The organism is Citrobacter sp. Cu233 (assembly GCF_030332225.1).
GTDB lineage: Bacteria > Pseudomonadota > Gammaproteobacteria > Enterobacterales > Enterobacteriaceae > Citrobacter.
Map to the genome: position 1 here is coordinate 32,916 of NZ_JAOWIF010000040.1, position 24,449 is coordinate 57,364.

The 24,449-nt window shown below is 52.1% G+C and carries 21 protein-coding genes and 1 pseudogene; 14 read left to right on the top strand and 8 right to left on the bottom strand.

The genetic code is table 11. The features are described 5' to 3' along the window. The first annotated feature begins 8 nt into the window (after positions 1 to 8). Together patD and OGX95_RS22950 are read left to right on the top strand one after the other, a co-directional pair. Entirely contained in the window at positions 9 to 1,436 is a 1,428-nt protein-coding gene (gene patD, locus OGX95_RS16530) for an aminobutyraldehyde dehydrogenase (protein ID WP_286630218.1), read from the top strand. Between the two features lie 324 nt (positions 1,437 to 1,760). After that, positions 1,761 to 1,965 (top strand): annotated as a pseudogene (locus tag OGX95_RS22950) (helix-turn-helix domain-containing protein); the annotation flags it as partial. A 178-nt stretch (positions 1,966 to 2,143) separates the two neighbouring features. Here OGX95_RS22950 and yncL read toward each other — a convergent pair. Further along, positions 2,144 to 2,239, bottom strand: a complete 96-nt coding sequence (yncL, locus tag OGX95_RS16535; protein WP_071828932.1) for a stress response membrane protein YncL — start codon at positions 2,237 to 2,239, stop codon at positions 2,144 to 2,146. 192 nt (positions 2,240 to 2,431) lie between these two features. Between yncL and OGX95_RS16540 the strand changes: the two genes are divergently transcribed. Continuing rightward, entirely contained in the window at positions 2,432 to 2,605 is a 174-nt protein-coding gene (locus tag OGX95_RS16540; protein ID WP_286630219.1) for a GhoT/OrtT family toxin, read from the top strand. A 19-nt stretch (positions 2,606 to 2,624) separates the two neighbouring features. Here the strand turns inward: OGX95_RS16540 and OGX95_RS16545 are convergent, their stop codons facing one another. Genes OGX95_RS16545 through OGX95_RS16555 form a run of 3 tightly spaced genes read right to left on the bottom strand, consistent with a single transcriptional unit; the run spans position 2,625 to position 9,074 of the window. Beyond that, positions 2,625 to 4,784 (bottom strand): virulence factor SrfC family protein, encoded by a 2,160-nt coding sequence (locus tag OGX95_RS16545; RefSeq protein ID WP_286630220.1) that lies wholly within the window; start codon positions 4,782 to 4,784, stop codon positions 2,625 to 2,627. Then, positions 4,781 to 7,759 (bottom strand): virulence factor SrfB, encoded by a 2,979-nt coding sequence (locus tag OGX95_RS16550; RefSeq protein ID WP_286630221.1) that lies wholly within the window; start codon positions 7,757 to 7,759, stop codon positions 4,781 to 4,783. The genes OGX95_RS16545 and OGX95_RS16550 overlap by 4 nt, the downstream gene beginning before the upstream one ends. A gap of 4 nt (positions 7,760 to 7,763) precedes the next feature. Beyond that, positions 7,764 to 9,074 (bottom strand): SrfA family protein, encoded by a 1,311-nt coding sequence (locus OGX95_RS16555; RefSeq protein ID WP_286630222.1) that lies wholly within the window; start codon positions 9,072 to 9,074, stop codon positions 7,764 to 7,766. Positions 9,075 to 9,356: 282 nt separating this feature from the next. Between OGX95_RS16555 and OGX95_RS16560 the strand changes: the two genes are divergently transcribed. Both OGX95_RS16560 and OGX95_RS16565 read left to right on the top strand, forming a co-directional pair. After that, positions 9,357 to 10,955, top strand: a complete 1,599-nt coding sequence (locus OGX95_RS16560; RefSeq protein ID WP_286630223.1) for an ABC transporter substrate-binding protein — start codon at positions 9,357 to 9,359, stop codon at positions 10,953 to 10,955. 17 nt (positions 10,956 to 10,972) lie between these two features. Then, positions 10,973 to 11,206, top strand: a complete 234-nt coding sequence (locus tag OGX95_RS16565) for a YdcY family protein (protein WP_286630224.1) — start codon at positions 10,973 to 10,975, stop codon at positions 11,204 to 11,206. A gap of 81 nt (positions 11,207 to 11,287) precedes the next feature. Here the strand turns inward: OGX95_RS16565 and OGX95_RS16570 are convergent, their stop codons facing one another. Both OGX95_RS16570 and OGX95_RS16575 read right to left on the bottom strand, forming a co-directional pair. Beyond that, positions 11,288 to 11,737 (bottom strand): DMT family transporter, encoded by a 450-nt coding sequence (locus OGX95_RS16570; protein WP_286630225.1) that lies wholly within the window; start codon positions 11,735 to 11,737, stop codon positions 11,288 to 11,290. Beyond that, positions 11,734 to 12,252: a GNAT family N-acetyltransferase gene (locus OGX95_RS16575; protein WP_286630226.1), complete on the bottom strand. Its 519-nt coding sequence runs from the start codon at positions 12,250 to 12,252 to the stop codon at positions 11,734 to 11,736. The genes OGX95_RS16570 and OGX95_RS16575 overlap by 4 nt, the downstream gene beginning before the upstream one ends. Positions 12,253 to 12,289: 37 nt before the next feature. Here OGX95_RS16575 and OGX95_RS16580 point away from each other — a divergent pair, with 37 nt between their 5' ends. The 4 genes from OGX95_RS16580 (at position 12,290) to OGX95_RS16595 (ending at position 15,689) form a co-directional block, all read left to right on the top strand. Then, positions 12,290 to 12,865 carry a helix-turn-helix domain-containing protein gene (locus tag OGX95_RS16580; protein ID WP_286630227.1) on the top strand — a complete coding sequence of 192 codons (576 nt, stop codon included), beginning with the start codon at positions 12,290 to 12,292 and terminating at the stop codon, positions 12,863 to 12,865. 69 nt (positions 12,866 to 12,934) lie between these two features. Then, positions 12,935 to 13,969, top strand: coding sequence for an NADPH-dependent curcumin/dihydrocurcumin reductase (curA, locus tag OGX95_RS16585; RefSeq protein WP_286630229.1), 1,035 nt, complete (start codon positions 12,935 to 12,937; stop codon positions 13,967 to 13,969). Positions 13,970 to 14,269: 300 nt separating this feature from the next. Further along, complete coding sequence (gene yncE, locus OGX95_RS16590) at positions 14,270 to 15,331, top strand: 7-bladed beta-propeller protein YncE (protein ID WP_286630230.1); 1,062 nt, start codon at positions 14,270 to 14,272, stop codon at positions 15,329 to 15,331. 136 nt (positions 15,332 to 15,467) lie between these two features. After that, positions 15,468 to 15,689: a YgdI/YgdR family lipoprotein gene (locus tag OGX95_RS16595; RefSeq protein ID WP_043016274.1), complete on the top strand. Its 222-nt coding sequence runs from the start codon at positions 15,468 to 15,470 to the stop codon at positions 15,687 to 15,689. Between the two features lie 44 nt (positions 15,690 to 15,733). Here OGX95_RS16595 and ansP read toward each other — a convergent pair whose 3' ends face one another. Together ansP and OGX95_RS16605 are read right to left on the bottom strand one after the other, a co-directional pair. Beyond that, a complete protein-coding gene (ansP, locus tag OGX95_RS16600) occupies positions 15,734 to 17,176 on the bottom strand; it encodes an L-asparagine permease (RefSeq protein WP_137381821.1) in 1,443 nt (480 codons plus the stop codon). Positions 17,177 to 17,452: 276 nt separating this feature from the next. Next, positions 17,453 to 18,994, bottom strand: coding sequence for a methyl-accepting chemotaxis protein (locus tag OGX95_RS16605; RefSeq protein ID WP_286630231.1), 1,542 nt, complete (start codon positions 18,992 to 18,994; stop codon positions 17,453 to 17,455). Between the two features lie 531 nt (positions 18,995 to 19,525). Between OGX95_RS16605 and OGX95_RS16610 the strand changes: the two genes are divergently transcribed. Genes OGX95_RS16610 through OGX95_RS16625 form a run of 5 tightly spaced genes read left to right on the top strand, consistent with a single transcriptional unit; the run spans position 19,526 to position 24,448 of the window. After that, complete coding sequence (locus OGX95_RS16610) at positions 19,526 to 20,524, top strand: MsnO8 family LLM class oxidoreductase (RefSeq protein WP_286630232.1); 999 nt, start codon at positions 19,526 to 19,528, stop codon at positions 20,522 to 20,524. Next, positions 20,524 to 21,645 carry an amidohydrolase gene (locus OGX95_RS16615; RefSeq protein WP_286630233.1) on the top strand — a complete coding sequence of 374 codons (1,122 nt, stop codon included), beginning with the start codon at positions 20,524 to 20,526 and terminating at the stop codon, positions 21,643 to 21,645. The genes OGX95_RS16610 and OGX95_RS16615 overlap by 1 nt, the downstream gene beginning before the upstream one ends. A 24-nt stretch (positions 21,646 to 21,669) precedes the next feature. Continuing rightward, on the top strand, positions 21,670 to 22,983 hold the full coding sequence (locus tag OGX95_RS23025; RefSeq protein ID WP_502872781.1) for an LLM class flavin-dependent oxidoreductase: 1,314 nt from the start codon (positions 21,670 to 21,672) through the stop codon (positions 22,981 to 22,983). Between the two features lie 12 nt (positions 22,984 to 22,995). Then, positions 22,996 to 23,928 (top strand): ABC transporter substrate-binding protein, encoded by a 933-nt coding sequence (locus OGX95_RS23030; protein ID WP_502872782.1) that lies wholly within the window; start codon positions 22,996 to 22,998, stop codon positions 23,926 to 23,928. 10 nt (positions 23,929 to 23,938) lie between these two features. Beyond that, a complete protein-coding gene (locus OGX95_RS16625) occupies positions 23,939 to 24,448 on the top strand; it encodes a GNAT family N-acetyltransferase (RefSeq protein ID WP_286630234.1) in 510 nt (169 codons plus the stop codon). Position 24,449 lies beyond the last annotated feature (1 nt).

Below are 24,449 nucleotides of genomic sequence, written 5' to 3' on the forward strand. Positions count from 1 at the left end.
AAATTGCTATGCAACATCAATTACTGATTAACGGTGAGCTGGTCAGCGGTGAAGGTGAAAAGCAACCAGTTTATAACCCTGCTACTGGTGAACTTATTCTGGAGATTGCTGAGGCGTCAGCCATGCAGGTTGATGCCGCAGTGCGCGCGGCAGACCACGCGTTTTCCTCCTGGGGCCAAACCACGCCGAAAGTGCGTTCGGAGCTGTTGTTAAAGCTGGCGGATACCATTGCCGATAACGCACAGACCTTCGCGGAGCTGGAATCGCTCAACTGCGGTAAACCACTTCATTGTGTGCTTAATGATGAAATTCCGGCCATCGTGGATGTTTTCCGTTTCTTCGCGGGGGCAGCGCGCACCCTGCAAGGACAGGCTGCCGGGGAATATCTGGAAGGGCATACTTCCATGATTCGTCGCGATCCGCTGGGTGTGGTGGCCTCCATCGCGCCCTGGAACTATCCGCTAATGATGGCCGCATGGAAGCTGGCTCCTGCACTGGCCGCCGGCAACTGTGTGGTGATTAAACCTTCAGAAATTACCCCGCTGACGGCACTTAAACTGGCGGAATATGCGAAAGATATTTACCCGGCAGGCGTGATTAACGTCCTGTTTGGCCGTGGTAAAACGGTGGGCGATCCGCTGACCGGGCATGAAAAAGTACGCATGGTTTCACTGACCGGTTCAATTGTGACCGGGGAACATATTATCCAGCATACTGCGCCTTCGATTAAACGCACGCATATGGAGCTGGGTGGGAAAGCCCCGGTGATTATTTTTGATGATGCCGATCTTGATGCGGTGGTCAGTGGTGTACGGACCTTTGGGTACTACAACGCCGGGCAGGATTGCACTGCTGCGTGTCGAATCTACGCGCAAAAAGGCATCTATGATGCGTTGGTCGAAAAACTCGGCGCCGCAGTTGCCAGCCTGAAAATTGGCGCACCGAATGATGAAACGACAGAACTGGGACCGTTAAGCTCACAGGCGCATCTTGACAGGGTAGCAAAAGCGGTCGATGACGCGAAAGCGCTCGGACACATCAAGGTTATCACCGGCGGCAAAAAAGTGGAGGGTTCAGGCTACTATTTTGCGCCAACGTTGCTGGCGGGAGCGAAACAGGAAGATGCTATTGTGCAGCGTGAGGTCTTTGGTCCGGTGGTCAGTGTTACCGTTTTTGATGATGAAGATCAGGTCCTGGCGTGGGCCAATGATTCGAAGTATGGACTGGCATCGTCAGTCTGGACGCGGGATGTTGGTCGCGCGCACCGACTGAGCGCTCGCCTGCAGTATGGCTGTACCTGGGTCAACACCCACTTCACGCTGGTGAGTGAAATGCCGCACGGGGGACAAAAACAATCCGGCTATGGCAAAGACATGTCGGTCTACGGACTGGAAGATTACACGGTGATTCGCCATGTCATGATCAAGCATGAGTAATATCGTAACCCGCGGACGGTAAAAGGAGCACGGATAGCTAAATATCAGCAAACGTGTCTCTATACTATGCGCGCCACTGGCCTCGTCGCCATCGGACGGCGGTAAGTTGGAAATATCCGCGAGGTCAGGCTAATTTGCACACAATCAGGCCCCGGCACAATGTCGGGGCCTGATTATTTAGGTGATTGTTCAAACGACGACGACACAGGCGACATAGCCAGCCGATGAACGCACAGACAGTCAGAACCCGTCCCGGTTGTTGCACGATACCCGCTAACCCTAACATCATTCCCGGTAACAGGTAGTAGCATAATCTGAACGCAGCAGTTATCCCGCCAGGTCGGTGCCTGCGAACGAACAATCAGCCGCATTTTTATCAGAGATACCGGGATGAACTATCAGACCTGGCGGCAGCAATTCCGGGTATTAAACGCTATGGAGATGCTGGCGGAGGGGGGACTCAGTCAGCCAGGTGGCGCAACAGCTGGAATTTGTTAGCGACAGTGCTTTCATCGTGTTTTTTCGGTAGCTAACAGGTACAACACCGACCCGCTATCACGGAGAAATAATGCTGCGGAAGGATTAGGGGGGGTACATATTAAGGATAATTTACCGGGCACTGGCGGAGTGGGAAGATCGTTTACTAATGGCAGAGAGAAGATTTTCTCTCTGCCAGCAGGCGCTGCAATTCATCAAAAAGAGTCACATCAAGCAAACCAGCCGAACCTTACGGATATCAGGCTGAAAAGTCCTACAGCAGCAAATATATTTATCAGCACCACAGTCTTACTGGAAACATTCATTTTTGCCACCTTTCATTTTAACCCCTTTGGGTATAGTACGGCTTATAACTATCCGCAATAGTACGAAATCTGAACATATTGAAAGTGGGCTGTTTTTCAGGCGTTTTTCTTAAAGAAGTGAATAAAACTTGATGTGGATCATAAAAGAGAGCATATTGCGCGCGTTTTTCCCTTCTGGCCTGGAAGCCCTAAATGTCTCTGTACCAAAAAATGTTGGTTTTTTATGCGGTGATGGCCGCTATTGCGGCAATCATCACCTGGTTTCTGTCGCGTGATAAAAAACGTATTCGCTTTCTGAGCGCGATATTAGTCGGGGCGACATGGCCGATGAGCTTTCCTGTCGCACTCCTGTTTTCTCTTTTCTGATGGCGCTGTCAATGCCGTATCAGGGGGTCAGCAGAGCGACTAATCGCAGTCTGTCGTCTTTGGTTACGTCCAGAGGATGCTGGTATCCCACGTTTTCTTTCGCACGAGTGTACAAAGCAACCAGCCAGTCGTAAACATGTCGGCTTGCACCGTGCTGCGGCTGCTCATCCAGCTGAGTCAGGCGCGACATCGGTTGTTGTGCTGGCGCACTGAAAATAGCCGCACCCTTGAGGACCCTGCTGGCAGGCCGTTGATCCTCTGCAACGTTGGCGTAGCCAAGCCAGGTAATAAAATCACCAATATCGGCGTGTAACTGTGCCCCGCAGACATTCTCTCGCTGCATAATCTGCTGAAGTCGTTGAGGCATCTCAAGCCGATAGCTGGTCGTGATAAGAATATCGGCTACCTGTCTAAGCGTTCGCGGATCAAGCCGCAATCGGCGCGCGTTATTGTCATCACGACACCACTGACGCACATGGTTGATCCACATTTTGTGTGCCTGGTACCCGGTCTCTTTGCTTTCGGATGAGTGCGATGGCTCCCGGACGTCGGCAAACAGGTCAATCTCTTCATTAAAGAGTCCACTGACTTGTTCTTCGCGTGGCTGCTGAATACGCAGCAACGACTCAAAGCAGCGCATCGGTGGTAGTAACCCCTCCAGGAGTTCACCATGTTTTGCTGCCTGGGCCTGAAGCTGGCGGATCACTGTCTCGCTGGCGTCGGGCACGCTTTCGCTATCGTTAAGCCAACTCATCAGCGTCTCACGAACATGCTGTTGATGCTGTTCATGCAGGGACGTTAACCGTGACTGGCGTTGTTGCGCTGATGTCGCCTGCGACAACCATTCAGCAAGGCGCAACAGGCTGTGTTTATCCAGTGCCTGTAATGTCCCCCAGCGCAACCCGGGCTTGCCCATTAATTGCTGCACGGCCTCATCGAGGTTTTGCTGTGTGCTAAAACGTGCATCTTGTGGCGTAATGGCCCACACAACCCCCGGTAATGCCGCATCATGTACGGGTTGGGTATCGCTGGCCCAGCTCATCAGTTTACGCGTGATGGCTGGTGTCTGCGAGCGTGAAGACACTGCGTTGCAGATCAGCAGGACGTCGGGTTGCAGATGCTGGCGGTAATGTTCCAACATCCAGCCTAATTTGGCCCGCCACAGCGGGTTGGGGTGGGCATCCGGTGCGAGGGGAATATCGAGCAGGTCGACGTCTTCCAAAACTGAGTCTTCAACAGTCAGCACCAGTTCACGCGTCAGCAGCGCCAGCGATTCCAGCGACAGACTGACCGCGTTAAGCAACTGATGGTTTTCAACAGGATGAACCACCACATCGCTTTGCGCGTCGTTCCCGGTTAATGCGACCTGGGTCAGGAAGCTTTCGGCAGGCAAGCCAAAATGATCGACCAGCAAACTCAGCGGCGCGGCTAGCTCGTGTGCCTGTCCGGTTTGTTGCAAAGTGTGCGCTAATGCCAGCCATTGCTGCGTTAACTCTGGTTGTTCTCCCCACAACAGCGCCCAGGCGTGAGCGCGAGTGGTCAGATCCAGCGCCGGCAGCAACGTAGCAAATTGATGCCATAGCGCATCATCAATTTGCTGCTGGTTTGCAGGAACACAAGAGCGCCAGAAACGGCCGATGGCGGCTACGTCATGTGCCGTGATGCCCTGAACTGGATGACGTTGACGCAGCGTTTGCCATTTTTCTAACCGGGCTTCAATAATCGATTTTTCCACCTGGCGGTTGTCAGGCATTGCGCAAAACTGCGTGATAAACAGCTGTACCAGTTCCGCTTCACTCAGTAAGCGCAGACGCAGAGGCCACTCGCTATCAACGGAATTGTCTTCACGCGTAAAACGGAGCGCCATATTGGTTGGCGCATGGCCCGGATTGATATGCGAAAAGTAATCAAAGCTGCGATCCGGTGTGGTAATAGTCAATTTCCCACTGGTGTTGTTGCACAGTGCGGACAACAGATGTGCTTTTGCTGGCTGTGAATGACCGTACAGCCCCACACAGCCACGCGATGAAAACGCCGTGTTCAGCGCAGACTCAGTCACTGCGGCGATGGTGAGCTGAGCGAGCAGAGAATCCGCTTCATCATCAAGACGCGCTGCGCGCTGGCGTGTGTCATTCACCCATTTGGTGGCGGCTTGTGCTGTGTTAAACATCTTACTCATTTCAGGTACACACTCCCGCTATCAATCCAGTAATGGCTGCCGCTATGGCGACGATCTGCCAGCGTATTCAGTTTTAACGTCAGGGCATTGGCGGCAACGGGCGTGCCATCCTGTAGCCAGGCATCGCTGAGAACGAAAAATTCCGGTCCCGTCTCTTTGCTGCCGCCGCGCAGTTGCAGCCGCACATTTAATACACCGTCACCGGCAATCGTTTTTGCCAGCTCAGCAGAATTGATACTCAGCGTATACAGCGGGGTGGCTGGCCAGCGGCTGTTTGCTAACTGGCGAAAGCCCAGTGTCACGTTCCCGCGCAGCGGGAAGTGCAGACGGGTATCCAGTTTTGCGCCAGGTTTATCCAGATCGATGTCGTGATACCAGATGTTTTCATCGCGCAACGTATTAACCGTATTATCCAGTACACCGAGGTAGCGGACCGTCGAGTACGCGCCGATATCCGCAGCTTTAAAGTTAAAGCGCGGCAGGCGTAAATCCAACGCCAGGCTACACAGCATCGCGCCAACGGCAGCGGTAGATTTTGGATTGCCAATACGCCCTTGCTGGCTGAACGGATACCACTCATGTACGCGATAGCTGTCCATCCAGATCATGCGGTTGACCGGAACGGGTTGCAGATGGCGGATTAGCGCCTGAACCCCCGGCAAACAGGCGGGTCTGCCAGTGACTAACAAAATATCGCAACGATAGTGGGAAATCGCTTCACAAACGGCGTGCAGAGGGGAGGTCAGGGTAAATTGCCCTGCCAGCAGCGCTTCTTGCAACTGTCTGAACTGCACCTGCAACGGAACGCTCAGTACATCAAAAGCCGGTGAACCAGACGGTAATGCATGATCGATAGCCTGTTGGATATAGTTCATCACATTGCGTGTCGGACGCTGTGAAAGCAGTTCGCCAAAGGTGGCGTGTAACCCCGCGACGGGATCGTTAATATCGCTTTGCTCCCAGGCACTTAGCACCGCATGACCCAGTGGCATGAAGAGTTGCAATGCGGTTTGTTGCCGCAAAATAGCCTGAGTATCGATCCGCCCGGAATCACCAAACAGTGTGGCCAGCAGGGCGGCGGCATCGGTCACGCCAGCCTGTTGTAAGCGGGTTTGCAGGGCGGGCAGTATGCAGCGTTGTATGACATCCAACAACATGTCATCCCCGGCGACTTTGAAGCCTTCTCGAAACAGCAGATGCGGAGTAATTTTGACATTCGCCCCAACGCCGTCATCCAGTTGATAATGGACCACGGCCATATCCGTTGTGCCGCCGCCAATATCGATGGAGGCGACGCGCAGTGCACGACCTCTAACTTCACCGGGCTCTGGCTGGCGGTCAGGACGGGCGAGGGCGTTAAAGAACGATTCTGTGTGCCCGTCATAGTGTGAAATCGCTTCGTTGTACAGCCAAACCAACTGTCCGCAGCTGGCCTCATCCCACTCCATCTGGATCTCAGGTACGGGAACGACGCTTTTTTCCTGCTGTTTGCGGGTGGTAAAGTCTTCGTCCTGCGGGTGCCAGCCCATTGCTTTCCAGACCAGAGCAATGGCTTCAAACATCCGCAGACGGAAGATCTCACGTTCCTGTTTTGGCATGGCTGACGGCAGAGTGAGGATCAGCGTGCGCAACTGGCGTGGAGAGGCCGGGAAACCGAGACGCAGCCGCGTCGCTACGCTGTTAATTTGTCCCAGCGCCTGGGCCAGAATCTCGCACAACATATGTGTCATCAGCGTGCTGCGGCTGTATTGTGGTGAGAACACCGGCAGCCGATCATCTTGTGGCAGGCTGAACAGCGGTTGACCGTCATCGTTCATCAGATTCATCAGCGGGAAGGCGGTAGCCAGCGGCTCACGCTGCGTTTTACTGTTCATCTGGCTAAAGCGCCAGTCGTGTAACACGGGGGTTTCATCCCATAAGTACCGACGTGGGCTGGAGATCCCACTGCTGCCTTCCGTTCCCATACGCTGCATCGCCAGCTTACGGGCTTCATCCCCAACGCGGACAATCGACGGCCAGATAAAGGCATCATCGCGACCGCTCTCAACGGAGAAATGTTGCTTACCAAAGCGCGCCTCGGAAAACTCCAGTCGGCTGGTGAACAGTGGATCGTTGAGGAACTGGGGTTCGCTTAATGAACGCACCTGCAATTCTGCCGTCTGACGCAGACCGTCATTGGCATCGCCATGATCTTCAATCAACACGCCGCAGGTATGCGTATTGCCAATATCCAGAATCAGATCGACAGGAATAGCGGGGGTGCTGAGCGTATGGGTCACCAACTTCACTTCCGGGACGGAAAGTTGTTCGCCTAACAGGGTCAACACATTCAGCCAGTGCGCCTGGTATTCAAAATTTCGTAGAGCTTGTTGGATCTCCTGCTCAGAACGGTTTTCTTGCTGCGTGACGTGCTGCAAAAAGGACTCGCGTAGCCAACCATCAATCCACGTCTGGTCGAGGAAATCTGCGATCTCATTATCGTGCCAGGCCAGCGCAAATCGCGTGCCATTCAGCAGATCGTTCTCATTTGGCGTCAATGCTGCCGGGGCTTCAGTCAACTGACTGTCCAGCGCCACTGTGACACGGTGAGTATTGCCGGCACTGTCCGGTTGCGCGAGTTTTCGCACCTGGACGCGCGCCCAGTTATCCGGGCCTTCAACAAATGTGCGCGGCGGGTTAAAACGCAGGAACGGCAGGGGCAACCAGACACCGTCAAGTACGTCCAGAGAATAATGCAGCGTCTGCGTGCTTTCCGGTTTCACTACTTCGGGTTGACCACCGGTATTGCCCGGCAGGGTATAGCGTCCCGACGCCAGATCGAAATCCAGACGCAGTAGGGGACCGTTTGCCGTTTTACGAACAAAACGACCGTGGTGCGCAGATTCCTGTGGTGTCAGCCCAAAATCCAGAAATTGCACACCGCTATTGGCGATGAGCGTTACGCTCTGTTTGTAATCACACAGATTCACCAACATAAAATCAGGCACCTATCTTTTTGATCGTCAAAGGGACTTCCGCGTGTTCGTCATAACGCGCGGTACAAGCTGCGACGTCGTTTGTTCCTGCTTTACAGGTGATTTCGGGCATTGGGTACCGCGAACCGTCCGTGCAACGAGCATTCCCGCGACTCTTAATCATTAATTCGCCCGATTGATGCAGACCAGAGAAAATTTCGGCGCGGCAAACGATATTGTCGCCATGCACGACGCGGGCAGTGCCCTTATTGGCCTGGATTTGATAACGCAGCGACGGGGCTTTACCACTGACGGGATCTTTTATATCGACCAGCACACGCCAGTTGCCGTTAAGAAAACGTGTTGTACCTGCCTTCATCTGGTTAGCATCCATTACCAGTGCATCTTTCGGGATGGCGGCAATCACCACCGGCCCTTCTACGGGCTTCTCTTTTTTCACCGGTGGAATAACTTCAGCCCGATGCAGCGGCAGTGAAGGTGTTAGTTCAGGCAGTTGTTTACTCTCTACCTTTGCCACTTCAATGGGGGCAACCGCAGGTGCGGGAGATTCTGAGTACTGTTTCCACAATAGCGGCCCAGCAATGGCGGCAATCACTGCCGCAGCAACGGGCAGACTCCACAGCGGCAGGCGACGCGTGGGCTTACGCTGTACTGGCGGCGGCGCGATCTCTGGCTCACTCACGATGACCGGGGGAGGGAGTTCGGGTTCAGCGAGTTTCGGTAGCTCGATAGCCGTTGTCAGCAGCGGGGTATCGGCCTCGGCGAAAGTGATTTCCGCCGGGATTTCTTCGGCTTGCGGCTCCGGTTCAGGTGCCAATACAACCGGCGGAACATCGGTATGGCGCAGGCAATCAAGTACATCGTCACGGGTGTTTTCATTCAGATTGACGAAGCCCCAGAACGTAATGACGGGTTTGCCATCAACCAGGAACACGTGGTTCTCACCCGGAAACTGGATGGCTTTGTCGAGTAGTGAACCAAACAGTTGCAGGGACGTTTTACCCGATTGCAGGCTTTTTCGACTCAGAGCTGCGGCATTCTCCAGCGTACTGGACAGATAGCGCAGAGCCCGAAAACGCGCATCGTCATCAGCGGCTTTCCACGCGACAGCCTTTCCTTCAACCGGGGAATACCAGTCCACCCGATCGCCACTGTCGTTAACTTGTGGGATTGCCAGACAATCCGCCATCGCCTGTTGTTTACGCAGACGAAGCGTTTCACGAATTTGTAGTGCTGAATCAAACACGGCCTGACCACCGCCACCCACGGCCTGATAGTCATCCAAATTGCCGCTGCGCAAGAGAGTTTTTGCCACGTAATTGCCCCTTAGACTTCTTCACACATCTACTTTACGGGGAATAAAAGTAAGCAAACGTCGGAAGAGAGGCAAAAAGGGGCGAATTTTCATGGCATAGAGTATCGGGAAAAATCTTGACGTTTTGAAAAAGACTTAAGGTAAATTATTTCGCCTGCGATGATGAATTAATCAGCGAAAACCACCAGATTAGAATAACCTGATAGAGATTTGTTATTAGTGCGTCTTTGCCAGCTATGCTCTGATAGACGAGTAAATAATAAAAGAAGAAGGCTTATAACCATGATTGCAAGGAAAACGCTGCTCGCGCTGGCACTCAGCGCCGTTTTACCAACAGGTGCGGCATATGCCGCCAGTACTGATACCATTGTTTACTGCTCTGAAGCATCACCGGAATCATTTAACCCCCAAATTGCCAGTTCAGGTCCGTCGTTTGTCGCCAGTTCACAGGTGTTGTACAACCGATTGATCAACTTCGATCCGGTCAAAAATACCCCGGTCCCGTCTCTGGCAACGGAGTGGACAATTTCCCCAGACGGCAAGACCTACACGTTTACCCTGCGTCAGGGCGTGAAATTCAATAGTAATAAGTTCTTTAAACCTACCCGTGATTTCAATGCCGATGACGTCGTTTTCTCGGTATTACGCCAGAAAGATGCCGATCATCCGTACCATAAGGTTTCACAGGGTAGCTATGAATACTTCAACGATGTTGGCCTTGACAAACTGATTAAAGAGGTTAAGAAGGTTGATGATTATCACGTTCAGTTTGTCCTGAACGAGCCCAACGCTGCATTTCTTGCTGACTGGGGGATGGATTTTGCCTCCATTCTTTCGGCAGAATATGCCGATGAGATGCTGAAAAAAGGCACGCCGGAAAACGTCGATAACTGGCCGATTGGTACCGGGCCTTATGTCTTGCAACAGTACAAGCAGGATTCACAAATCCGCTATCTGGCAAACCCGAACTACTGGGATGGAGCGGTGCCAACGAAACATCTGATTTTCTCCATCACACCAAACGTACAGACACGACTGGCGAAACTGCAAACCAACGAATGCCAGATTATTCCTGCGCCAGCACCGGTGCAGTTTGATGAAATCAAAAAGAACAAGGATCTGACGCTGCATTCGGTTGACGCGCTGAACGTCGGTTATCTGGCGTTTAATACGGAGAAAAAGCCGTTTGATAACGTACTGGTGCGCCAGGCGCTGAACTATGCGACAGATAAAAAAGCCATTATTAATGCGGTCTTTTTAGGTTCCGGAACGGTGGCGAAATCGCCAATCCCGCCGAATATGATGGGCTTCAATAAAGACCTGAAAGATTATGATTACGACCCACAGAAAGCGAAAGAACTGCTGAAGAAAGCGGGGCTGGAAAACGGTTTTGAAGCGACATTGTGGTCTATGCCAGTGCAGCGCCCATATAACCCGAACTCTCGTCGTATTGCTGAGATGATTCAAAGCGACTGGGCAAAAGTCGGTGTGAAGGCGAAAATCGTCTCCTGGGAATGGGGGGAATATCTCTCCGGGATGCGTAAAGGCGAGCACGATACTGCGTTGTTTGGCTGGATGTCAGATAACGGTGATCCGGATAACTTTGCCGATGTTCTGCTGGGTTGCGACAGCATTAAAACCGGATCAAACGCCGCGCGCTGGTGTGATAAAGAGTATAATTCGCTGGTTCAAAAGGCGAAACTGGTGAGCAAACCGCAAGAACGCGCCGCGCTTTACCAGCAGTCGCAGGAAATTTTCTATCAGCAGGCTCCGTGGATTGCGCTGGCGAATGGCAAAACCTTCTATGCCACACGCAGCAACGTCAGCGGATACAGCGTTAGCCTGATGGGCAGTGATTTTTCAAAAGCGAAATTAAATTAATGAGTTAAGGAGGGAGTATGTCGCATCTGGATGAGGTCAGTGCACGTGTTGATGCCGCCATTGAAGACAGCGTCATTACGCATATGAATGAATTGCTGATTGAACTGAGCGATGATGTTGCGCTGAGCCGGGAAGAACGATACACCCAGCAACAACGTTTGCGTACGGCAATTGCACATCATGGGCGCCAGCATAAAGAAGATATGGACGCTCGTCGTGAGCAACTGACCCAGGGCGGCACGATCCTCTGATTTTTTTCGTTGCCCGATGACGGTGTAAACACCTTATCCGGCCTACGGGCAGGTTATCTGTAGGCCGGATAAACGCAGCAATTAAAACGAACGTCTTGCCACCAGCCAGGCACCCACTACCAGCAATATCGCACCACATACCGGACCCACTAGCGCGCGAAGCGGTACACCATGGCTACGCAGAATATCCAGCACCAGACCGCCAATAAGCTGGCTGGCGACCAGCACCGCGATGGTGGTGGCGGCGCCTACGTTTTGGTATCCGCTGATACTGGCAAAAACAAAGAACGATCCCAGTAAACCCGGGATCAATGTCCACCAGCGAACGCTGGAAACCAGTTCGCCAAACCCCGCCGCACCTTGTTTAAACCACAGTATGCTGACAAACAGGACGATCCCGACCAGTGAGTTGAGCAACATAGCAATGAGGATTGTCGAAGACGTCTGGGTAATGCGCACCATCAAGGTATTTTGCACCACCAGACCAATACCTGCGGCAATCAGAAAGGAGAGGGTCAGCGTCTGGTTCATCCACGCGCATCCGGTTCGCTGCGGTCATCTAACTGCAACTGCATAAAAGTCAGATCCAGCCAACGACCAAATTTCGTCCCAACCTGGGGCATCTGCGCGGTAATAGTGAAGCCCAGCGTGCTGTGCAGGTGGAGCGATGCCTGATTTTGTGACTCGATACCTGCTACCATGACATGCTTACCACACGCGCGCGCTTCTTCAATGAGTCTGCTGAGCAGCCTGCGTCCCAGTCCTTGTCCCTGATGTTCCGGGTGCACATACACTGAATGTTCGACGGTATGACGGAAACCGTCAAAGTTGCGCCAGTCGCCAAAAGAGGCGTACCCCGTAACGACACCCTTCTCTTCACTTACCAGCACCGGATACCCCATCAGTTGGCGAGCTTCATACCAGGAGATACGGTTTTCAGCATCGACCGTTTGATCGTTCCAGATTGCAGCCGTATGCAGTACGGCGTGATTGTAGATTTCTGCGATGGCGGCGCAGTCGTCTTTGTTGGCAAATCGAATTGACATGTTGAACCTCAGGGGTTGTTCACTATAGTATTACAATATGAATACTATTGAAGACAGCATAAATCAACGGATCAGTGCAAGAATTCGCATTGAGCGGGAATCTCGCGGCTGGTCGCTGACGGAGCTTGCCGAGCGTGCAGGGGTGTCGCGGGCGATGATCCATAAAATAGAACGCACAGAGAGCAGTCCAACGGCGACGCTACTGGGACGGCTTTCCGGTGCGTTTGGTATCAGCATGTCCACGCTGATTGCCCGAGCCGAAATGCAGGAGGGTAAACTGCTGCGTTTCGCCGACCAGCCGGTCTGGCACGATCCGCAAAGCCACTATTTGCGCCGCCACGTTTCTCCGCGCAGCGATCTGCCTATCGATCTGGTGCAAATCGAATTACCGGCTGGCAGTGATATCCCGATGCCCGCCTCTTCTTACGTGCAGGCCCGACAGCTTCTCTGGTTGCAGCAGGGAGAATTGGTGTTTGTGGAAGGTGATACCCGCCACGAAATGAAAGCCGGGGACTGCCTGGAGCTGGGGCCGCCAAATGACTGTCGGTTTATCAATGAAACCGCACAGTCCTGCGTTTATCTGGTTGTGCGGTTAAATCACGCCGGCAATTAATGTGAAAGCATCACAGAGATAGCGCGTCTACTATTGATGGATTCATGCTAAAAGCAGAGGAGAACATCAATGGGTCAACAAATGCAACGCAATCGTCGCTGGGTTCTGGCGTCACGTCCGCATGGCGCACCGGTGCCCGGTAACTTCCGTCTTGAAGAAGAGGCCATCGCGATCCCCGGTGACGGAGAGGTATTACTGCGTAACGTCTACCTCTCACTCGATCCCTATATGCGTGGACGTATGAGCGACGAGCCGTCTTATTCGCCCCCGGTTGAGATTGGTGCAGTGATGGTGGGCGGCACGGTCAGTCGGGTCGTGGCATCGAATCATACGGATTTTAAACCCGGTGAATGGGTGTTGAGCTATAGCGGTTGGCAGGATTTCGCCATCTCTAATGGTTCTGATTTGGTAACGTTAGGTGATCACCCTGAGCATCCTTCCTGGGCGCTTGGTCTGTTGGGTATGCCAGGCTTTACGGCGTATATGGGGCTGCTGGATATTGGCCAGCCAAAAGCCGGCGAGACACTGGTTGTCGCTGCGGCAACCGGACCTGTTGGCGCAACCGTGGGCCAGATCGGCAAGTTGAAAGGCTGTCGGGTCGTTGGTGTGGCAGGTGGGGCAGAGAAATGTCGTCATGCTACCGACGTGTTGGGCTTTGATATCTGCCTCGATCATCATGCCCCTGATTTCGCACTCCAACTGGCACAAGCCTGTCCGCAGGGTATTGATATCTATTATGAAAACGTTGGCGGTAAAGTTTTTGATGCCGTTTTGCCGTTACTCAACACCTCTGCCCGTATTCCTCTGTGTGGTCTGGTGAGCGGTTATAACGCCACATCACTGCCGACGGGCCCGGACCGTTTACCGCTGCTTATGGCCACGTTACTGAAAAAACGTATCCGCTTGCAGGGCTTTATCATTGGTCAGGATTATGGTCACCGCATTTATGAATTTCAGAGAGAAATGGGGCGCTGGGTTCAGGAAGGCAAGATCCACTATCGCGAGCAGGTCACTGAGGGTCTGGAAAATGCACCGGAGACCTTTATCGGTCTGCTGACTGGTAAAAACTTTGGCAAGGTCGTCATTCGTCTTGCTGAAGAGTGATACCGAGGGGGTAAAGACGGTAACAGCCTGATGGCGCTTCGCTTATCTGGCCTGCATAGTGCGTCAATGTAGGCCAGATTTGGCGTCAATGCCGCCATCCGGTACGAGATTTAGAACCAATCTGTTCGCCGCAAACGAGTATTCATGGAGAAAATAAGAAGGTTTTCACCGAAAGTGAATAAACACTCCACTTTGCGATAAATAATGATTACTATTCTCATTCTTAAAAAGCAAAACCATGATTTTGCTCATTGAAGCACTGTGAAGCAGTAACAACTGAATTTATCAAAGGGAGTCGTCATGTCTTTACGTCATCTGTTTTCACCGCGCCTGCGTGGTTCTTTACTGTTAGGTTCACTGCTGGTTGCATCATCATTTAGCACGCAGGCTGCGGAAGAACTGCTGCGCAAAGGCGTAGGTAAAGGCGCCTACGAAATGGCGTACAGCCAGCAGGAAAACGCACTGTGGCTGGCCACCTCGCAGAGTCGTAAGCTGGATAAAGGTGGGATAGTTTACCGTCTTGATCCGGTTACGCTTGAAGTGACTCAGGTTATTCATAACGATCTCAAGCCGTTTGGCGCGACCATCAATAACGCGACGCAAACGCTGTGGTTTGGTAATACCGTGAATAGCGCGGTGACGGCGATTGATGCGAAAACCGGTGAGGTGAAAGGGCGTCTGGTACTGGATGCGCGTAAACGTTCTGAAGACGTCCGTCCGCTGCAACCTCGTGAACTGGTCGCCGATGACGCCACCAATAAGGTATACATCAGCGGAATTGGTAAGGATAGCGTGATTTGGGTCGTGGACGGTGAGACTGTCACACTTCAGGACACGATTCAAAATACCGGTAAAATGAGCACTGCACTGGCCGTCGACAGCAAAGCTAAACGCCTGTATACCGCCAATGCCGATGGTGAATTCATTACCATCGATACCGCCACCAACAAAATTCTCAGCCGCAAAAAATTGCTGGACGATGGCAAAGAGCACTTTTTCATTAACCTGAGCCTTGATACGGCAGGTCATCGTGCGTTTGTCACTGACTCCAAAGCAGCGGAAGTGCTGGTTATCGATACCCGTAACGGCAACGTGCTGGCAAAAGTTGCCGCGCCGGAATCTCTGGCCGTACTGTTCAACCCGACACGCAATGAAGCCTATGTAACCCACCGTCAGGCCGGTAAAGTCAGCGTGATCGACGCGAAAAGCTATAAAGTGGTTAAAACCTTCGATACCCCGACGTTCCCAAACAGCCTGGCGCTCTCTGCCGATGGCAAAACCCTGTACGTGAGTGTGAAACAGAAATCCACACGCGAGCAGGAAGCGACGCAACCGGACGATGTTATTCGTATCGCCCTGTAATTATTCGGAGGGGGCAACCCCTCCTGTCATTTCTCTATACCCCACGATACGCCTCGTTACACCCCATCGGTAGCCTGACAAACTTCAGAGACTTACACTACGCCCTCAACGGCTAACTGAATAACACGGGAATACCATGAAAAAGCCATTAATCTGTCTTTGTGCGGGCGTAATGTTGTTTACGCTGGCTGGCTGTACCACCGATTACGTCATGACGACGAAAAGCGGGCAAACTATTACCACCCAGGGCAAACCGAAACTGGATAAAGATACGGGAATGACCAGCTATACCGATCAGGACGGGAATGCGCGGGAAATTAACAGCAATGATGTTGCTCAGCTAATTGAAGCAAACTAAGTCGCTCAAACGGGTAGGCCAGAAATCTGACCTACCTTAAAGCGTTACGGCGCGGTACGGTGGATTTCCGCGACGCGTTTACGTACACCAAACCAGCCAGCGACCAGCAGAATGGCAATCAGCGGTAATGAGGCGATAGTGTAGGTCCCATTCGGATAGTCAAACGCCATCAGCACCAACACAGCCAGTAAAAACAACAGTGTTAACCAGGACGTAAACGGCGCACCAGGCAGTTTGAAGTGAACGTCTGCCGCTTTGCCATCTTTAATGGCCCGACGCAGACGCATCTGACACACCATAATGAATGCCCACGATGCAATGATGCCCAGCGAGGCAAAGTTAAGCACGATCTCGAACACCTGCGAAGGCACCAGATAGTTGAGGAAAACCCCGACGACGTACACGACAAGCGTGGCAAGTATCCCGGCATAAGGTACGTGTTGACGGCTCATTTTGGCCATAAATTTTGGCGCGGAACCGCCCATCGACATTGAGCGCAAAATACGACCGGTGCAGTACAAGCCCGAGTTGAGGCTGGAAAGCGCAGCGGTAAGCACCACGATATTCATAATACTGCCAATATAGGGAACGCCGAGTTTGGAAAAGAAGGTAACAAACGGACTTTGACCTGCCTGATAGGCATTCCACGGCAGCAGCATGACCAGCAACACCACTGAACCCACATAGAACAGGCCAATTCGCCAGATAACGCTGTTAATCGCTTTTGGCACCATCGTTTGTGGATCTTTGCACTCGCCAGCCGCAGTGCCTACCAGCTCAATGGAGGCAAATGCAAAGACGACGCCCTGAACCAGTACCAGCGCTGGCAGCAGCCCATGTGGGAAAAAACCACCATTATCGGTGATCAAATGAAAGCCCGTGGTGTTACCATCCAGCGGTTTTCCCGTTCCCAAAAAAACCGTCCCGACGACCAGGAAGATAACGATAGCCAGTACTTTGACCAGCGCAAACCAAAACTCCATCTCCGCAAACCACTTTACGCCGATCATGTTCATGGTGCCGACAATGGCCAACGCGCCGAGGGCAAACACCCATTGCGGTACATCACCAAATGCGCCCCAGTAGTGCATATACAATGCTACGGCCGTGATATCCACGATTCCGGTCATCGCCCAGTTGATGAAGTACATCCAGCCAGCCACATAGGCCGCTTTCTCACCTAAAAATTCGCGGGCATAAGAGACAAAGCTGCCGCTGGAAGGGCGGTGTAAAACCAGTTCCCCGAGTGCCCGCAGAATGAAGAATGAAAAAATACCGCAGACCAGATAGACCAGTGCTAAAGCGGGTCCGGCCATTTGTAAACGTGCGCCGGCCCCTAAAAATAACCCGGTACCAATAGCACCGCCAATGGCGATCATTTGTACCTGCCGGTTACCCATCGCTTTGTGATACCCCTCTTCGTGAGCATTCAACCAGCGTCGTTTCGCCGCGTGTTGTTCCGCGGCTTGCGTGTTGTGTGTGTTCATTACGTTTCCTGTTAACCTGACGAATTTACAAAATCCTTTTTGCCGCAGCAGCTGCGGCGAAAACAGCGTTACCCTTCATGGTGTTACCGCGGGAAAACTGTCGGCCGAGCATCCTACATTCAATTGAGAAGTGACGCAAAGCCTGGACACGGGGAAGTGGTTTTTTCTGTGGCCTGAATTGACGGGATGTGAACTCGATTCAGTAAAAATAGATGAGGGGGGCAATGTGAAGGTATGCGCTCATCCTGATCGTCAGCAGAATGAGCGCAGTTTGCTTTATGCCGACACGCCAAAGACCTGTACGGCCTGCTGCAATCGCGATGAGCGTTGCGTTAAATCGGCAGTCGCGTCAGTGACACGCTCTACCATCTCGGCATTATTGTGCGTCATGGTACCGACACGCGAAATTGAATCATTAATCAGATCCAGCGCCTGAGTTTGCTCCCGCGTTGCCAGACTAATGTCTTTAATCATCATCGACATCTGTAACACATCGCTGATCATCCCGGTGAGATGCGTTTCTGTCTGTTCAACCATTTTTACGCCGGTATTGACGTTAGCGACGTTCTTCTCGATAAGCTGTTTGATCTCTTTTGCCGCTGATGCCGAGTGTTGTGCAAGATTGCGCACCTCCGCTGCCACGACGGCAAAACCTCGCCCAGATTCTCCGGCACGCGCCGCCTCAACAGCCGCGTTGAGCGCCAGAATATTTGTCTGGAAGGCGATGCTATCAATTACGCCAATGATGTCGACAATCTGACCATTATCACGAGAGATTGCCTGCATCATGGCGATAGTTTGTTTCATAATATCGCCGCCTTCAGCGGCATTGGTGCTGGTTTTATCGGCCATCGTCATGGTATGTGCCGCAGTTTCTGCAGTTTGCTGCACTGCACTACCAATTTCTTCAATGGCGGCAGCTGTTTGCTGAAGGTCTGCGGATGTTTCTTCAGAACGTGTATGTAGCGCGCTACCTTCTTTTGAAACGCGTTGACTGATGGCACGAATTCCGGATATTTGCGTACTGACGTCATCAACCAGTGAATTTAGATTAAGTCCAGATTGATTAACCAGTCGCATTAACATGCCAATTTCATCTACGCGATTTAAATGGCAGTTATCGGGTTTTCGTCCGGATACGACTTTCTTCATTTGAGTCAATAGTGTATTAACTGGCTGACAAATTTGGCACTTAAGGTAAATGGCAAATAACAGAAATAACGCCAGCAAACCACCGGATTGAATAAAGTGATTTATGGGGGCGAAGATTAATAACAAAGAGAGCAGGGCAACGACTCCCAAAGCATAATTGACGCGTTGACTAATGCTCAACCATTTAAACATTGAAGTCCATGCCAATATGCCACGGCGAATGATAATACCCTTAAAAAGACGGAACCCGCTAAGTTGTTGATTATTTATTTTTTCATACAACTGCTCACTCTGAGATATTTCGTCTCGCGAAGGAACCGTACGCACGGAGATGTAACCCGTTAACTTTTCATTGTGCCAAACAGGTGTGACGTTGGCACGTACCCAGTAGTGATCACCGTTTTGACGCCGGTTTTTCACCATTCCCGTCCAGCTGTCACCTTGCTGCAACGTGTACCACATGTCAGCAAACGCGGCAGGCGGCATATCCGGATGGCGAATAATATTATGTGGTTCACCCATTAATTGACTTTCGTTAAAACCACTGGCATCGATAAACGCGGAGTTTGCATAGGTAATATGACTCTCTTTATCTGTCGTCGATAGCAGCGTCGCTTTACCGTTAAGTGTGTGCTCAATTTGTGTAACGGGCATGTTACTTTTCATAAAGGCCCCATGATGGTATGTATAATTCATACAAAGATCCCCGTAATAATGTCAGGGGATATTAAAAAGCTGTTTTAAACCATTTTAATAAGAAACGCTGCATTCTCTACTAATCATCAGTTCTGTGAAAGTATTTAAAATAAAAAAATTAAGGTGTGGAACCCATGTCCCTTTCATAAAAATGAAACAATCAATACAAGCGCATAACACGGACAGGTGTTTAGTCTGACTTAAATTAAATTCATTGCTGAACGGGTGCGTAAAAATAACTCAAACGGAAAAGGATGTTGCCGTCTTTCCAGTATCAATAAAAAACCTATTATATTTTGTAGTATGTAAATACAAGCCATTTTTTCTGCATAGTGCCGCATTCAAAACCGGAAGTTTGACTCCTGTTGGTACGAACGTTATCCCTGATAGCTGCGGGGTTGGTTATCTGTTTTTTAGCTGAGCAAATGTGAATTAAATGTTTCTATATGGTTATTTGATAATTTAATAATACTGACATGTTAACAAATATAGGCCTGCAACATGTCATACCGCCTGAGTATTCTGGACAAAAGCCCCATCGGGGAAGGTGAAACTGCCGTCACCGCACTGGCCCGCACGCTGCGCCTGGCACAACATGCTGAAGAGTGGGGATATCATCGTTTTTGGATAGCTGAGCATCACAATACGCCGCAACTTGCCAGCCCATCACCGGAACTGGTGATCGCCTGGATACTGGGACAAACCCAGCGCATTCGTGTGGGTTCCGGTGGCGTCATGCTGCAACACTATAGCCCCTACAAAGTCGCGGAAAACTTTAATCTTCTGGCCTCACTGGCGCCGGGGCGTGTCGATCTTGGGGTCGGGAAAGCGCCAGGCGGCTTACCGCTGTCAACGCAGGCATTGCAGCTGGGTCTTCATCAGGAAGAAAAAGGCAGTTTTACCGACCAGCTTACTCAACTGAACGCCTGGCTGACGCTGACCGGGACAGAAAGCGGGCAGACAGTATTCCCGACACCGCTCCCGCCTGCGCCGCCGCAAAGATTTGTGCTGGGCGCGAGCGTAGAAAGTGCACGCCTGGCGGCAGAGTCTGACTGGAACTTTATTTTCGCGGCGCACCTGAACGGAGATAAAGCGTTACTGCATGAGGTGTTGAGCTTCTGGCAGGCCAACAGTTCACGTCCAACGATTGTTGCAGTGCAGGTTATTGTGGCTGACAGCAGTGATATGGCTGCGCAACTGGCGGAAGATGTACAAATCTGGGGCGTCGAACTGGAGGATGGACAACGCGTCACCGTTGCCAGCGAAGAGCAGGCGCTGGCTTTCGCCGCGCAGGCGGGCAGCGCACCACGAACAATTGCCCGGCGTGAGCAGGCCTTACTGCAGGGGAGTGCCCAGGAGGTGGTGGCAACACTGCGTTCATGGCAGGTGCAATACGGTATTGATGAATTCATTATCGATACTCCGGTGGCCGAAGGTCATGCGCGCCTGACATCGTTACGCCTGTTGGCACAGGCCCACAGTACGATGGAGGTTGTCTGATGTCATTAGCCTCACAGCTTATCGACTGGCGTCGCGAGTTACATCAGCACCCGGAGCTGTCCCTCCAGGAAGTCGCGACAACAGCACGTATTCGTGACTGGTTGCATGCTGCAGATGTCACGCTATTGCCGTTCAATCTGAAAACAGGTGTCGTTGCCGAAATTGGTCAGGGAGATGATGTCATCGCTCTGCGGGCGGATATCGATGCTTTACCGATAGAAGAAAACACCGATGTACCGTTTCGCTCCGTCACACCGGGGGTGATGCATGCCTGCGGACATGATATTCACACCAGCGTGATGCTCGGCGCCGCACTGTTACTCAAGCAGGAGGAAAACACACTACCGGGACGTGTGCGTATTTTGTTTCAGCCGGCAGAAGAAAGTTTTGGGGGTGCTAAAACACTGATCCGTGCCGGAGCCCTGCAAAATGTGGCCGCGATTTTTGGCATGCACAACGAGCCTGGACTGGCGGTAGGCGATTTTGCCACCCGAGGTGGGGCGTTTTACGCCAATGTGGATCGCTTTGTGCTGCGTATTACCGGAAAAGGCGCGCATGCAGCACGTCCACACGAGGGAAAAGATGCCATCCTGCTCGCCAGTCAACTGGTGACGGTATTACAAAGTGTCGCCAGCCGTGAGGTCAATACGCTGGATTCGGTGGTGCTTAGCGTAACCAGAATTCAGGGGGGAAATACATGGAACGTACTACCGGAATCCGTTGAGCTGGAAGGGACGCTGCGGACACATCGCGCTGAGGTGCAACAACAGGTCAAATCACGGGTCAGTGATATTGCCGCTGGGTTTGCCCACGCCTTTGGCGCACAGATCGATGTTATCTGGCACGCGGGGCCTACGGCTCTGGTCAATGACGCGCACTGGGCCGATATTGCGACCAAAGTCGCCAGACAGTCCGGTTACACGACGCATCATGCCGACCTGCACATGGGCGGGGAGGATTTTGCCGTTTATTTGCAAAATACGCCTGGTGCGTTTGTTAGCATCGGTAGTGCCAGTGAATATGGATTACATCATCCGGGGTTTAATCCGGATGAACGGTTAATTGAACCTGCCGCCCACTACTTTGCACATTTAGCAAAAACGGCATTCACACACCTTTAATTTACCTGTTGGGTAGGGGTTACTATGGCTGAAAATCGGCAACTACGTCTGGGCACTATTTTGCATGGCGCCTCCGGGAATATGTCAGCATGGCGTCATCCGGCAGCGCGTGCTGATGCCAGTATTAATTTTGATTTTGTAAAAGAGACTGCGCATATTGCGGAAAAAGGGAAACTGGATTTTATTTTTGTCGCTGACGGCCTGTATATTAATGAAAAATCGATTCCACATTTTTTAAATCGCTTTGAGCCGCTGACGGTATTATCTGCGCTGGCAAGCGTCACCCGTCATCTTGGTCTGGTGGGTACGGTTTCTACTTCCTATAGCGAGCCGTTTACTACCGCGCGACAGTTTGCCAGCCTGGACCATCTTAGCCAGGGCAGGGCTGGATGGAATGTGGTGACATCCCCACTGGAGGGTTCGGCTAAAAACTATTCCCGTGCCCAGCATCCTGAGCATGCTCAACGTTATCGCATTGCCGATGAATATTTACAGGTAGTGAAAGGTCTGTGGGATTCCTGGGAAGATGATGCGTTTGTCCGCAATAAAACAAGTGGCGAGTTCTTTAATCCGCAGAAATTGCACACCCTGAACCATCATGGCGATTATTTCCAGGTGGCAGGGCCATTAAATATTGGCCGAACCCCGCAAGGTCGTCCGATTATATTTCAGGCAGGGGCATCACATGATGGGAAAAAATTGGCGGCGCAGCATGCGGACGCTATTTTCACCCATCAGGAATCGCTGTCTGAAGCCAAAGCATTTTATCAGGATGTGAAAAGTCAGCTTGAAGCTGTCGGACGTCATGCCGATGAGCTGCATATTTTCCAGGGCGTCAGCATTATTGTTGGCGACAGTGACACTGACGTAGAGCAACAGTATCAGGATACCGCAGCACTGGTGTCGATTACCGATGCGCTGAATTACCTGGGACGCTATTTTGAACATCACGATTTTAGCCAGTACCCGCTGGACGCACCGTTCCCGGATCTTGGCACCCTCGGAGAAAACAGTTTTCGCAGTACGACTGACGAGATCAAGCGCAATGCGCGGGAACGGGAATTAACCCTGCGTCAGGTGGCGCTGGAAGCGGCCAGTCCACGTCCACGTTTTAGCGGAACGCCGGCGCAGGTAGCTGATGGGCTGCAGCAGTGGTTCGAGGAGAAAGCCGCCGACGGTTTCATCATTCAGGGGGGAACGCCAGATACCTTTCCACGGTTTGTCGAACAGGTTATTCCCGTGCTTCAGGCACGCGGTTTATTTCGCCACGACTATCCTGGCACGACGCTGCGCGCAAGCCTGGGGTTGGCAACACCTGCAAATCAATTCACACAATAAGAGAAAAACGCTATGCAGAAAAAATCACTACTTCTTGCGCTGTCACTGGCTTTCAGCGCGACTGTCTGGGCAAATGACGTCACCATCAACGGTACCGGCGTGAGCCTGGAGGCCAATAAAACACCGATTCACACGGCCAAAAATCCACAGGCGATTGCACAGTTACCCGCTAACCTGAACCTGGCTGTACCGGGTAAATTCACGGTCGCTATCGCCGGACTGAGCCAGCCACCGCTGACGGTATTTGCCGATGATAATAAAACGCTCATCGGCAGTGAGGCCGATATCGCTCGCCTGGTTGCCGATAGCCTGGGGCTGGAGCTGAATGTCGTACCCACTTCATGGGAAGACTGGCCACTGGGCGTGGCGTCCGGGAAATACGATGCGGCGATCAGCAATATCACTGTGACTAAAGCGCGTAAAGAGAAGTTCGATTTCGCCACTTATCGTAAGGACTCCCTTGGTTTTTATGTCAAAACCGGCAGCACGCTGACGAAAATTAACCAGGCGGAAGATATTGCCGGACTGCGCATTATTGTCGGTTCAGGGACTAACCAGGAAGCCATTCTGTTGGCGTGGAACGAAGAGAACCTGAAGAAAGGATTAAAACCGTTTACGCCAGTGTATACCAAAGATGATGCGGCTCAGACGCTGGCGCTACAGTCAGGTCGTGCAGATGCTTACTTTGGTCCGAATGTCATTGGGGCCTGGAAAGCAGCGCTCAATGGTAAAACGCAATTGGTGGGCAGCGTCGATGGCGGATGGCCGAAAGCCGCACATATTGCCGTCACGCTGAAAAAAGACAGTGGCCTGGTGCTGCCGGTACAAACTGCCCTTAACGGTGTGATCGGCAATGGCGACTATGACAAGGTGCTGAATCGCTGGGGGGAAGGGGTAGAACGTATCCCACAATCTGAAGTTAACCCGGCCGGTTTAGGCGACTAAGGAGGTCAATGTGAGCGATCAATTCCGTGTTGTCTCGCCCGAAGCCATTGAGCTACAGCCGATCCTCAACGGACTATTTGGTGAATATGCCGCCCGTTATGGTGATTATTTTTCTCGTGATGCGGAAGTGGAGCTAACCGAATGGTATCTGGCCCCACAGGGGATCTTTGTGGTGCTGGAGCGCGACGGCGAAATTATCGCCACCGGGGCCTACAAACCCTATGACAAAGACACTGCTGAAATTAAGCGTATCTGGACTAAAAGCGGCCTGCGTAAGCAGGGACTGGCAGCACACGTGGTGCAGGAACTGGAGCGCCGGGCATTACTGGCAGGCTATAGCCGTATCTATCTGACCACGGGCTTTCGCCAGCCAGAGGCCGTCCGGCTTTATTTGAGTCAGGGGTACGATCCGCAGTTCGATACAACACGTAATCCAGAAGAGTATAGCCAGCCGCCCTTTGATGGACGGCTGCGCTTCACCAAACTGTTGACTATCGCAGGTCAGGCCAAAATTGCCTGAG